Source organism: uncultured Nitrosomonas sp. (genome assembly GCF_902826915.1).
Lineage (GTDB): Bacteria > Pseudomonadota > Gammaproteobacteria > Burkholderiales > Nitrosomonadaceae > Nitrosomonas.
In genome coordinates this window covers 1-12,432 of sequence record NZ_CADEGP010000029.1, presented here as the reverse complement: position 1 = coordinate 12,432, position 12,432 = coordinate 1, and the positions used below count along the sequence as shown (strand labels likewise).

Sequence of the window (12,432 nt, the reverse complement as noted above, 5' to 3'; positions counted from 1 at the left end):
TTTAAACAATAACAGTGGCTGTTTGATTAGATGCGCGTGACTTGATTTCACCAATTTGCCACACTGTTTCACCTTCAGCACGCAGACTCTGGGTTGCACTATCAACATCACCGGGAGCAACCACAATTACCATGCCTATTCCGCAATTGAACACCCGTGCCATTTCGGATTCTGCAACATTACCTTGCTGTTGCAGCCAGTGAAATAGCGGTGGCATTTCCCAAGAATTTTTGTGTAATACGGCCATGAATTGATCAGGTAAAATACGCGGTATATTTTCAATCAATCCGCCGCCGGTAATGTGTGCCAGCCCTTTAACAGGTAATTGCTGGATCAGCTTCAATATGGGTTGTACATAAATGTGCGTTGGTGCCATGATAATGTCAGCAATGGTTTTTCCATCCAAGTCAGTGGATAGGTCAATGCGATTTTTATCAATAATCTTACGAATCAACGAATATCCGTTGGAATGTGCGCCACTAGAGGCAAGCCCAAGCACGATGTCACCAGTTTGGATCGTAGTTCCACTAATAATTTGGTCTTTCTCAACAATTCCGACGGCAAATCCAGCCAAATCATACTCATCATTTGGATACATTCCGGGCATTTCTGCCGTTTCACCGCCGATTAATGAGCAACCGGCCAATTCACAGCCTTTGGCAATACCGGCAACAACTGCAGTCGCTGTTTCTACGTTCAATTTGCCGCAGGCAAAATAATCGAGGAAAAATAACGGCTCGGCACCTTGCACCAGAATATCGTTTACGCTCATCGCGACCAGATCGATACCTATTGTGTCGTGTCGGCCAAGCTGGAAAGCCAGTTTAAGTTTGGTGCCTACACCATCTGTGCCTGAAACTAAAACAGGGCTATGATATTTCTTGGAAATTTCAAACAATGCACCAAAGCCGCCAATTCCGGTGATTACTTCAGGACGTAACGTGCGTTTGGCAAACGGTTTGATATTTGCAACCAGCTGATCGCCTGCATCGATATCTACACCAGCGTCACGATAGGATAATTGTTGTGTATCAGGATGATCAGAATTAGAGGAAATCAAGTTAGGTTCTCGCGTAGTTGCCGAATAAAGGCTGCTCAAAGATGTAATTTTAACGCAAATGAAACATGTGCATGAGACGGATACAAAAAATCATCCGAATATTGACTCAGATATTGCTCGCTTAGCGTGACTTCGTCGTGAGTGTAGTGTCGCATCTGAAATGCAGCTAAATGGTTTGACGGTTGTCTGTTTTCGCCTTTGCAGTATGTCATTTAGCGATTGCTCAGAGAATGCGCCCCATAAAATACCTAAGTCCGACATCTCATGTATGAGATCAACTGGATAGCACATTATTACTTCGGTTCGCGGTGCATGCTGGTGTTAACAATGCTTCTGCCACAAAGACTCACGCAACATGATAAAAAAGTCTGTCGAATAACAAAAGCTTGCTCAATTTTTCTGCGTCAGTTCAGTAACTATGTTGTATATATATGACACAACGAATTGTAATGTAAATTAACCTCTGTTTTAATTTTTCAATACCATTTAATTACAGTATATTGTAATTAAATTTAGTATTTGGTTGCTTAAGAAATAGGTCGTTAATCTTTAGTGCAGGTAGTTTATTAATAGGGTGATTGCGCAATGTTAAAAAGAGTCGTTGGCCTAATTCTTCTATTGACTGCAATCAATGGATTCTCACAGCAAACATTTAAGCCTGATAGCATCAGCAACGAGTTGATTATGGATTCTGATTCCATAATTGATTCTTCTGTCGTACATACTTCCGAATCTAAATTCTTAGAACAACCAAAAACAGCATTTGTGTTATTGGATACAGCTATACCACCAGCAACTACGATGCGGTTATCGTGGCAGCCTAATCAATCTTCAGATGGTCTTTCCACTCCAACCCCCATTTTTGTCGTCAACGGTGCTCAGGAAGGACCTGTGCTGTGCTTGACAGCTGCGATTCATGGCGACGAGCTAAATGGTATTGAAATTGTAAGGCGCGTACTTTATGGCACTGATCCTAAACTATTGTCCGGAACGATCATTGGTGTGCCGATTGTGAATCTGCAAGGATTCCAGCGTTCTTCTCGTTATCTGACGGACCGCCGCGACCTCAATCGTTTTTTTCCGGGGAATCCTCACGGCAGCTCTGCTGCACGGATTGCCTATTCATTCTTTAAAGAAATCATCAGTCATTGTAACTTTCTCGTTGATTTGCATACGGGTTCAGCGCATCGAACCAATCTACCGCAGGTTAGAGCTAATCTACTGCAACCGGGCGTAGCTGAATTTGCTCAGTCTTTTGGTATCTCTGTCATTCTTCATAGTGAAGGCTCAGTAGGGATGCTGCGCCATGCTGCAGTCGATATTGGGATTCCTTCGGTGACTTTAGAAGCAGGAAAATCCATGACATTGCAAGAACCGGCCGTTCGATACGGTGTTAAAAGTATTCAAACTCTATTGGATAGGATGAATATGTTAGAAACGGCTCAGCCATTAGAAACTCCGGATTCAATTTACTATCATTCAGCGTGGGTGCGTGTAAATCATGGCGGTATTCTGCTTGGCAATGTTAATTTGGGAGATAAGATTAACAAAAACGATATCCTGGGTATCGTCACAGACCCCATTACGAATATGCGCAGTGAAATAATCTCACCTTATAACGGTCGGATTATTGGTATGGCGATTGACCAAGTGGTTATGCCAGGTTTTGCAGGCTTTCATATCGGTATCCAGGAATCCGAAGAAAGAACCGCCAGAATAATTAATATCCCGGCTAAGAAACAGATTGTTCAGCATTTATCTACGGTACCGGAATCAGAATAAATTTAGATTGAAATTGCTTATTTTCTGCCAATCGTGACAAATAAACTAAAACTTTTCTAAGATAGATATACACTGGTATACACCCCAAAAAAACAAAATTAGAGATGTTAAGGCAAGTAATTGAACAATTATGAGACCTTTTCTGTTTAAGCTCCAACTCCCTATTTCTTCAAAATCTAGTTTATTTTGGAAAAAATCAGATATCTGATTCGCTGCATGTATGGTTGCTTGACTTGCCACAGCAAATAGCGGTACATATATAAATGCAGCTAAAGTAGCGCCGATAAGAAATTTCCATAAAGGTGAAACAAGTTCAGAAATAGGATTTCCTGTTGCCGCAATAGCTCCCATAAATGCAGCTAGCAAAGCGATTCCCGCGCCATTGCCTAATACTAAGAACTTAAATACGTGATTTGTGTATTCTATTTCTTCCTTTATTCTTCGTTCCATGACGATAAACAACAATTCCTTAAAGGCGCTTTTCTGATCATTATCGAATTCTTTGAATTTTGTCATTTTTAACCAACCCTAGGTTCGCAGAACATCAGCTAAGTTGTGCGTTGCATAAATACATTTTTTTACGATAGCTTATAACAATCAATTTTGTACACTGCTAGAATCATATCCACTATTAATGGAATGTACTAATTTAAATAAACCATAGGGATCAGAGCTTGTTTTTTATTTTACATCGAAGACCAAATTAGAGGCATTTAATAGTCAACTGCTTAACTTCTATTTCTGGGAGTACTGAGAAAACATGCGCAGCTTAGCGAAAATTGGATTGATAATGAAGTGTTGCCATTGAACAGAAGAATTCTGTATGTTTGTTAATCATAATTTTGTCGTGTCAAATATCACTGCGCCGATTGAGTTTATAATCCCTTTACATCAGATCTCACCGTAAAAACTTGTTATTTTGGTGGGCACAATAACCTATCATGTTGTGTTTTTAGCAGCAAAGATAAGTAGATGAATGGTATGATCTGAGCTAATTTTTGTTGCAGTGATACCGCCATGGGGCGGTATTCCTTTTTTCTTTCAGGGAACCCGTAGACACTAACTTCCAGTTTGTCTGGCAGTTTTTAATGCAGAGGTCATTCATGTCTTTCAGTATAGCCAACCTGTTATCACAACATCGTACCGATAAATTCGATTTGCATGATCGGTATTTGAATGCTCAGCTAGTCAGGGTTCTGAAAACGATTGGCTATGACCGCAATTATGAACGCGCAGTGGGGCAATATCTGTATGACGAACACGGTAATGAATACCTCGATTTGTTGAGCGGTTTTGGCGTGTATGCATTTGGTCGCAACCATCCGACCATTGTCAATGCATTAAAAGAAGTATTGGCGCTTGATATGCCCGATCTAGTGCAAATGGATGTGTCGATTCTGAGTGGCTTGTTGGCCAAGGAGATTCTGGCCACGACGCCAGATAATCTAGAGCGGGTGTTTTTTTGTAATTCAGGTACGGAGGCGGTTGAAGGAGCGATAAAGTTTGCGCGTTACGTCACCAAGCGCAATCGGATTATTTGTTGTGATCATGCCTATCATGGGTTGACGATGGGGGCTTTGTCGCTGAATGGTGAGCAGATTTTTAAGGATGGCTTCGGTCCGTTGTTGCAGGATTGCGGCTCGGTTCCATTTAATGATCTCGTAGCATTGGAAAAGGCTCTAAGCAATCGCGATGTGGCCGCTTTTATTGTCGAGCCGATTCAGGGCAAGGGGGTAAATATCCCGGATGATAATTATCTGCCTGAAGTTGAACGCTTATGTAAAAAATATGGCACATTGTTTGTCGCCGACGAGATTCAAACCGGCCTTGGGCGTACCGGTAAGTTCTGGGCTATTGAACACTGGGGTGTGAAGCCTGATATGGTTTGCATGGCCAAGGCGTTATCCGGCGGTTTTGTGCCAGTCGGCGCAGTGGCCCTAACGCAGGAGATCATGGATAGCGTGTTTAACCGCATGGACCGGGCAGTCGTGCACGGATCTACATTTTCCAAGAACAACATGGCGATGGCGGCTGGTCTGGCAAGCTTGGAGGTGATCAAAACTGAGAAGCTGGTGGAAAATAGCGCAAGAATTGGTAATGATCTGATCGGAAAAATCAATGCGTTGACCGGTCAATATGAATTCCTGAAAGGAGCGCGTGGCAAAGGTTCGATGATTGCAATTGAATTCAAGTCACCGAATAGTTTTTCGTTGAAAGCCGCCTGGATGATGTTGGAAGCAGCCAATAAAGGACTATTCTGCCAAATGGTTACAATTCCATTGTTCAAGGAGCACAGAATCCTGACGCAAGTGGCTGGGCATGGTATGAATGTGATTAAACTATTGCCCCCTCTTACCCTGACGCAAAAAGATTGCGACCATATCATCAGTGCATTAACCAAGACTATTGCGGATACGCATCAAGTACCTGGCTCTATCTGGGAGCTAGGCAAAAATCTGGCCAGCCATGCGCTAAAAGCAAAAGCTGGTTAAACTTATACCGTATGAGCACTGAACATTCCGGAAGTCTGCTTTATCTCTGGTGGCTGTTATTAGCTTGCGTGACAGGCGGGTTGATTTATCTGCTCAGCCCAATCCTGACTCCTTTTCTATTGGCTGCGGTGATTGCATATATCTGTAATCCGATGATGAGGCACATGGCTGGCAGAAAAATACCGCGGACAGTGGGGGCGGTGCTGGTTATGTTGCTGTTGCTTGGTGTATTTGCCGCCTTGATTCTGGTTATGGTGCCTCTGTTTGAGAAAGAGGCAAACCGTTTGTTGGATAAAATGCCGGCTTATTTGGATATGTTGAAAAATCAGGTGATTCCTTGGCTGGAATCGAGGCTGGATATCAATCTGCAACCGGATATGAATGTATTAAGGGAAGCTGTTTCAGAGCACTGGAAAAGCGCCGGAGGTGTGGCCGCAAAGATATTGCCTTCTTTGACCAGCGGTGGAATGGCAGTTGTTGAGTTTCTGGTCAATTTACTATTGGTGCCGGTGGTGTTGTTTTATCTGTTACGTGACTGGGATATGTTGATCAAACTTGTCGATGAAGTGATTCCGCGTTATTGGCATGATCAGATTTCTCAGTTAGCACAGGAGACTGACCAGATTCTGGCGGAGTTTTTGCGCGGACAACTGTCTGTGATCTTATTAATGAGTATTTGTTATATTACGGGTCTTTGGTTGGCAGGGCTGGAATTTGCACTACCTATTGGCTTGGTGGCGGGTATCCTCGTGTTTGTGCCTTATTTGGGGATGATCGTAGGCTTAACGTTGGCGACTTTTGCCGCTATGATGCAATTTCAGGATTGGGAAGGTGTGATCATGGTGTGGGCTGTTTTTGGTATCGGTCAAATGCTTGAAGGTATGCTGATTACTCCTTGGTTGGTGGGAGATCGGATTGGGCTGCACCCGGTAATCGTTATTTTCGCGTTATTGGCATTCGGTCAACTATTTGGTTTCTTCGGTATCTTGCTGGCGCTGCCGGTCAGTGCAGTAATATTGGTGTGGCTACGCCATCTACGACAGCGCTATTTGGAAAGTGATCTGTATAATTCGTAGGAACTTTTAGACCGAATTACGACGATTAGGCAATTACCATGCAACAGATGTTGTTAGACATTAACCCTCTGCCATTACCTACGCTGGAAAATTTTCTGCCGGGGCGCAATGCAGAATTGATGCACACGCTGGCAAATATTCTGTCAGGGAAAGAAAAAGAGCGTTTTATTTATTTGTGGGGTAACCCTGGTTGTGGTAAGAGTCATTTGTTGCAGGCGATCGTCATGGCGTATACACAAAAAAACACAAAAGCGATGTATGGCTGTGCTAAAAATTATCACCGCTTTTGCGTTGACAATGCGGTAGATTGTTTCGTGATTGACGATATTGACTATCTGGACGCCGTAGGTCAGGCCGAATTATTTAGTCTGTATAATCGTCTGCGCGAAGAAGGGCATTCACTATTGCTGGTAAGTGGATCCACTGCACCGGTGTATTTGAATATGCGGCAGGATCTGGTTACCCGCCTGGGGTGGGGGCTGGTGTACCAGGTGCACGAATTAACGGAAGAAGAAAAGATATACGCGATGCAGGCGCATGCCACTGATTGCGGTTATACGTTGCCTCAAGAAATATGTCTTTATTTATTACGGCACGGCCGACGTGATTTACCGTCGTTGATGATGACATTGGATGCGCTGGATCGTTATTCCCTGGTCCATCAACGCTCAATAACTATACCTTTATTAAGAGAATTATTACAGGTGAATTCATGAACTTAGCATTGTTTGATCTGGATAACACGTTAATCGCGGGCGATAGTGATTTTCAGTGGGCACAATTTTTGATAGAAAAAAAAGCATTGGATCGTGAGTTGCACGAGTCCAAAAATATTGAATTTTATGAGCAATACAAAGCAGGAACATTAGATATTCATGAATTTCTGGATTTTCAGTTAAAACCCTTGGCACGGCATTCACGTGCCCAATTAGAAGTTTGGCGGAGTGAATTCATGTGCAAGAAAATTATGCCGCTGATTGCGCCGGGAACGCGGCAGTTAATCGAACAGCATATGCTGGATAATGATTTGTGCATCATCATTACTGCCACTAATAGTTTTGTTACAGCCCCGATTGCCCAGGCGCTCGGCATTAGTCATTTGATCGCGACTGAACCGGAAGAGAAAGATGGTGAGTTTACCGGCCGGGTGTCTGGAATACCATCATTCAGAGAAGGAAAAATTGAGCGATTGGAGAAATGGCTGGATTTGCATAATCTGACCTGGCTATCGTTTCTCCGCAGCTGGTTTTACAGTGATTCTCTAAATGACTTGCCCTTGCTTTGCAAAGTGACGCACCCGGTTGCTGTAGATCCGGACCCCACTCTGAGGAGCCATGCAGAAAGCAATGATTGGCCGATAATTAGTTTACGGTAGTAGATCCGTTGAGAACTATCTGCCTTGCATTAGCTGTTTCGAAAACATTTTTCAATGGCTTGTTAATCTTCCTGTCTTAATTGCGGAAACAAAATAACATCGCGAATACTCGGACTATCGGTCAATAGCATGACTAGGCGATCGATGCCAATACCTTCGCCGGCTGTGGGTGGTAAGCCATATTCCAGCGCACGGATATAGTCCGCATCATAATGCATTGCTTCACTATCACCAGCATCCTTGGCTTTGGCTTGCTCCTGAAAACGTGCTGCTTGATCTTCTGGATCGTTCAGTTCAGAGAACCCATTGGCGATTTCCCGTCCGGCGATATACAGTTCAAAACGGTCGGTGATGTCCGGGTTACTGTCGTTACGCCGTGCTAAAGGGGATACTTCTGCTGGGTAATCGACGATAAAGGTGGGTTCAAACAACAGATGCTCGGTGGTTTCATCGAACAGCGAAAGTTGCAAGCCACCGATGCCATCGTTGGGGTTCAAGTGAATATTCAATGCCTGCAATTTTTTGATCAAATAATTACGATCATTCAATTGCTCGGTCGTGTAGTCCGGATGAAATTTTTGAATGGCCTGGGTGATGGTCAGGCGCATGAACGGTTTGGATAAATCTATCGTCTTGCCTTGGTAGCTAATGTGAGTGGTGCCCAATACCTGCTTAGCCACATGCGCGAGCATTTGCTCGGTGAAGTCCATCAGATAAGTAAAATCCTGATAAGCTTCATAGAATTCCAGCATGGTAAATTCGGGATTATGCCGCGTGGAAATCCCTTCGTTTCTAAAATTTCTATTAATTTCAAATACTTTTTCCATGCCACCGACAACCAATCGTTTCAGGTAAAGCTCAGGAGCAATGCGCAAAAATAGTGCCATATCCAATGCGTTATGATGGGTGGAAAAGGGTCTTGCCGATGCGCCTCCTGGAATCGAGTGCATCATTGGCGTCTCAACCTCCAGATAATCGCGTTCAACAAAGAATTCACGAATGGCCTGGACTACTTTGGAACGAATGGAAAATACTTTGCGTGTTTCTTCGTTAGTGATCAAATCAAGGTAACGCTGACGATATTTTTGCTCTTGGTCGGCCAAGCCATGAAATTTTTCCGGCAATGGGCGCAAGGATTTTGTGAGCAATTGTAAATCAGTGACCCGAATTGAGAGTTCACCTGTTTTGGTTTTGAACAAAGTGCCTTGTGCACCCAGGATATCACCCAAGTCGTAATGTTTGAATGCTGCGTGCACGGGTTCTCCGGTGTGATCATTCGAGATATACAACTGAATGCGTCCGCTCATATCCTGTATGGTTGCAAAGCTGGCTTTACCCATTACGCGTTTTAGCACCATGCGGCCTGCTATTTTTACAATCGTCGGCTGTTCCTCTAGTTGTTCTTTAGAGAGCGCATTAAATTGTTTAAATAATTCTGAAGTTAAATGATCTCGCCTGAATGTATTAGGAAAAGCATTGTTAGTCTGGCGTATTTCAGTCAGTTTGGCGCGGCGTTCAGCAATAATTTGATTTTCATCATGGACAGCCGGTTGATTTTCTTGGGTCATATTAAGGTATTGTATAAAAAATGTACTTCAAGACAGGCTGCTGCTTGATAGGATTGTTTACTAAAACTGGTTTTGCTATATTATGCGATCGAGGTGGCGGTTTTTTTCAGAGATGTCTGGTTTTGTATTTCTCTTGTATTTCTTTATGAAGTGTACTCAGATGTGCGATTTATCACAGTATTTTGTTGTGATATGGCCTAAACTTTCAGCATTTCACGTTTCATAGTGTATGCGATATTAACTGATAAATAAGGTGTTTTCTAGTTTTTTGTAGGTTTGTTGTATGAATTTCCACAAAACCTTATCAGTATATTCATGAAAACTTAGCTACTAGAATCTGATAATGATCATATTAACTTTACGCTAGTCTATAGGCATAAATGTTTACTGAAACGATACAAAACATATTGTCTGTCGATCGTATTAAAGTTCTTTTGATCGATCCGCACCCGATTGTTTTATTTGGATTAAGTTCTATTCTCGAGGTCGGCAATGATTTTGAGGTTACGGAAAGATTGAATTCAGCTGATTGTGCTCAGGATATATTGAAGCTGAAGAAACCGGACATGGTGCTGATGGATCCTCATGTGCCTGGCGTTGCTGGACTTAATCAAGTTAAGCTGGTGCAAGCCTCATTTGGAAATGATATCAAAATAGTGATATACACTGCTGCAGTCAATCAGACTGAGACCTGTGACCTGATTAGAATGGGCATAAAAGGTATTTTGCTCAAAGAAATGTCGGTTTCACTCGTCCCGCAATGTTTGAAGAAAGTGCATGCAGGAGGCGAATGGTTAGATCGCCGCTCCATGAGGATGGCATTCGAACAAATCTTACAACGCGAATCAGCGCATCAAATTGTTTCTGAACATTTGTCCAATCGAGAGATGTGCCTGGCTGCTTTAATTGCTAAAGGTTATAGCAGTAAATCGGCCGCGCGGGAATTGCAAATTACCGAAGGTTCGGTACGGGTATATCTCAATCGTATTTATTCTAAGCTGCATATTTCTAGTCGTCTACAGCTGGCGCTTCTCTTCAAGGAAAAAGGGCTAGGTTAATCGCCCATCAGCATCATAAATTACGTAATTGAATCGTAAACCACCTGCTAAATTCTCAATAGTCATTTCAGCTGGAAATAATGAGATTCCTTATTTGTCAGTTGAATGATTTGCACAAAACTGATCGGTGGATACATAAGATCAATTGCTTGGAGAGAGTAGGATTTTTCCGGTCTGGCTTCAGTGGTTCTTCCAGCGAACATAAAAATCGAAGCAGAATATCATACCTCTATTTATTGCGATTAGCGTTCAAGTGAAACAATAATTACGTGATTTGAGAAGTTATGCTGAGGCAGGGATATAACTTGGAGAATGACTGTTGTTTTTCTAATTGGGTGTTCCTGGGCGCAAGAAAAATCCTACATATTATTCTTATCTGACAATGAGTTGGGAATATTCTAAGTTGCGCATATTTTAATCAGCTTTGTTAACAATTGTTAACAGAGAGAATTAACATTTTGTAGCTATCTATGTGTCAAAAAAAACCCTAATCTTCATTACGTATGCATGATTATTTTAAAAAATGGCATTTGCCAGTGTTGTAGGCAAGAGGAAAGGGAGTGACGCCCATCAGTTTACTTTGATCTGATGGATGTCAATGTAAGTTATACAGGGCTTATACATAATCAAGATGCACGCAAAGTGCGACTTGATTTAGAAAATTAACTTTAGGGAGGGCATTATCATGAAAAGCGGGGAATATGAATCTAATTTAGGCAACGATATTGACTCGGATTCTCCATTGAATGAATCGCGGCGTGCGTTTTTTAAAACAACGGGAGCCACGATTCTGGCCGCGCCGGCCATTCTAACCTCGCGCAAAAGTGCAGCGCAGGAGGTGATACCTGATGAGCCGTTACCACCCAGTCCACCAACCACACCTTGGCTGAGAGAGCTGCCAGAGGCGGCTGAACCGCTGGAGCAAACTGATCTGGCCAGTGGCGCTTTGTCTCCGCAAGGTACTCCCAATCTTGCCAATGGAGAATGCGGGCGTGGAGATCATCAACGCTGGCATGATTTTTTTGGTCAACATCAGCTGCAACCGGGTCAAGCGGATACCTATGTGTTGCGGGTTAAACCGATAGAAGACCATGAGTTTCATCCGAATTATGTGAGACAACTGGTATGGAATTACGTAGGCGACGATGGCACTTCAAATCCAACCATTCATGCACGTTATGGGCGCCCGGTCATTGTACGTTTATATAACGATTTGCCGGCAAATCATAGTGGTTACGGCACGCCGGAAATCAGTTTGCATTTGCATAATTTGCATACGCCTTCGGAAAGCGATGGTTTTCCGGGCGATTATTTCAGTAAAACAAAGGCCGGGCCCACGATCAGTACGCCCGGAGATTTTTATGATCATTTTTATCCCAATGTGTATGCGGGGTTGGACGAATTTCCCAAAAGCGCGAGCAACCCGGTGGGTGGCGATAAGCGTGAAGCATTAGGGACGCTGTGGTATCACGATCATTGCCTGGATTTTACCGCGGCCAACGCTAACCGCGGCATGGCTGGCTTTTATCTGATCTACGATGAGCTGGATTCGGGCAATGAACATGATCCTAATCCCAAGGCGTTGCGGCTGCCCAGCGATGCTTACGATTATCCGCTGGCTTTTCAGGATAAGCGCTTTGGTGCAGATACGATACAAGTGCACGATCAGTTTGATCCGGAAGGCACGTTGGGCGACAAGGTGACCGTCAATGGCATGATCGAGCCGGTGCTGAGAGTGGCCAGTCGCAAGTATCGCCTGCGGTTACTCAATGCCGGACCTTCGCGCTTCTATCAGTTCCATTTAGTGACGCCGAACAATGTGCAGCAATCTTTCACCCACATCGCCAATGACGGCAATCTGCTGCCCAAACCGTTGCTGAACCGTAAAAACGTTCGATTGGCCGTGGCTGAGCGCGCAGATATCGTAGTGGATTTTTCTGCATATCCACTCGGTACTGAACTTTATCTGGTCAATCGCTGGGAACAAACCAGCTCGCGTGGGCCAAAAGGCGTCAAAGGGC

Annotated in this window: 10 protein-coding genes; 7 read left to right on the top strand and 3 right to left on the bottom strand. The window is 43.5% G+C overall.

The window, feature by feature from the left end; genetic code table 11:
• Window position 1: 1 nt before the first annotated feature.
• Window positions 2-1,060, bottom strand: a complete 1,059-nt coding sequence (gene purM / locus QZV86_RS06845) for a phosphoribosylformylglycinamidine cyclo-ligase (RefSeq protein WP_295625343.1) — start codon at window positions 1,058-1,060, stop codon at window positions 2-4.
• Window positions 1,061-1,645: 585 nt separating this feature from the next.
• Between purM and QZV86_RS06840 the strand changes: the two genes are divergently transcribed.
• On the top strand, window positions 1,646-2,842 hold the full coding sequence (locus QZV86_RS06840; RefSeq protein WP_295625341.1) for a succinylglutamate desuccinylase/aspartoacylase family protein: 1,197 nt from the start codon (window positions 1,646-1,648) through the stop codon (window positions 2,840-2,842).
• A gap of 45 nt (window positions 2,843-2,887) precedes the next feature.
• On the opposite strand, the gene QZV86_RS06835 is transcribed toward QZV86_RS06840, so the two are convergent.
• Window positions 2,888-3,358: a hypothetical protein gene (locus tag QZV86_RS06835; protein ID WP_295625338.1), complete on the bottom strand. Its 471-nt coding sequence runs from the start codon at window positions 3,356-3,358 to the stop codon at window positions 2,888-2,890.
• A 587-nt stretch (window positions 3,359-3,945) separates the two neighbouring features.
• Here QZV86_RS06835 and QZV86_RS06830 point away from each other — a divergent pair.
• Genes QZV86_RS06830 through QZV86_RS06815 form a run of 4 tightly spaced genes read left to right on the top strand, consistent with a single transcriptional unit; the run spans window position 3,946 to window position 7,785 of the window.
• Complete coding sequence (locus tag QZV86_RS06830) at window positions 3,946-5,334, top strand: aspartate aminotransferase family protein (protein ID WP_295625334.1); 1,389 nt, start codon at window positions 3,946-3,948, stop codon at window positions 5,332-5,334.
• 11 nt (window positions 5,335-5,345) lie between these two features.
• On the top strand, window positions 5,346-6,410 hold the full coding sequence (locus QZV86_RS06825) for an AI-2E family transporter (protein WP_295625330.1): 1,065 nt from the start codon (window positions 5,346-5,348) through the stop codon (window positions 6,408-6,410).
• Window positions 6,411-6,448: 38 nt separating this feature from the next.
• Complete coding sequence (gene hda / locus QZV86_RS06820) at window positions 6,449-7,126, top strand: DnaA regulatory inactivator Hda (RefSeq protein WP_295625327.1); 678 nt, start codon at window positions 6,449-6,451, stop codon at window positions 7,124-7,126.
• Entirely contained in the window at window positions 7,123-7,785 is a 663-nt protein-coding gene (locus tag QZV86_RS06815) for an HAD family phosphatase (RefSeq protein WP_295625324.1), read from the top strand. Before hda ends, QZV86_RS06815 begins: the two co-directional genes overlap by 4 nt.
• Before the next feature lie 62 nt (window positions 7,786-7,847).
• Here QZV86_RS06815 and lysS read toward each other — a convergent pair whose 3' ends face one another.
• Window positions 7,848-9,353 carry a lysine--tRNA ligase gene (gene lysS, locus QZV86_RS06810; protein WP_295625321.1) on the bottom strand — a complete coding sequence of 502 codons (1,506 nt, stop codon included), beginning with the start codon at window positions 9,351-9,353 and terminating at the stop codon, window positions 7,848-7,850.
• A gap of 380 nt (window positions 9,354-9,733) precedes the next feature.
• Between lysS and QZV86_RS06805 the strand changes: the two genes are divergently transcribed.
• Window positions 9,734-10,411: a response regulator transcription factor gene (locus tag QZV86_RS06805; RefSeq protein ID WP_295625319.1), complete on the top strand. Its 678-nt coding sequence runs from the start codon at window positions 9,734-9,736 to the stop codon at window positions 10,409-10,411.
• A 685-nt stretch (window positions 10,412-11,096) separates the two neighbouring features.
• On the top strand, window positions 11,097-12,432 hold a 1,336-nt coding region (locus QZV86_RS06800), incomplete at its 3' end, for a bilirubin oxidase (RefSeq protein ID WP_295625316.1).

Excerpts from the sequence above, each read along its gene's own strand:
- QZV86_RS06815 (WP_295625324.1), top strand. The coding sequence starts at position 7,123 with ATGAACTTAGCATTGTTTGATCTGGATAACACGTTAATCGCGGGCGAT.
- QZV86_RS06805 (WP_295625319.1), top strand. The coding sequence starts at position 9,734 with ATGTTTACTGAAACGATACAAAACATATTGTCTGTCGATCGTATTAAA.
- hda (WP_295625327.1), top strand. The coding sequence starts at position 6,449 with ATGCAACAGATGTTGTTAGACATTAACCCTCTGCCATTACCTACGCTG.
- QZV86_RS06840 (WP_295625341.1), top strand. The coding sequence starts at position 1,646 with ATGTTAAAAAGAGTCGTTGGCCTAATTCTTCTATTGACTGCAATCAAT.
- QZV86_RS06825 (WP_295625330.1), top strand. The coding sequence starts at position 5,346 with ATGAGCACTGAACATTCCGGAAGTCTGCTTTATCTCTGGTGGCTGTTA.
- lysS (WP_295625321.1), bottom strand. The coding sequence starts at position 9,353 with ATGACCCAAGAAAATCAACCGGCTGTCCATGATGAAAATCAAATTATT.
- QZV86_RS06835 (WP_295625338.1), bottom strand. The coding sequence starts at position 3,358 with ATGACAAAATTCAAAGAATTCGATAATGATCAGAAAAGCGCCTTTAAG.
- QZV86_RS06830 (WP_295625334.1), top strand. The coding sequence starts at position 3,946 with ATGTCTTTCAGTATAGCCAACCTGTTATCACAACATCGTACCGATAAA.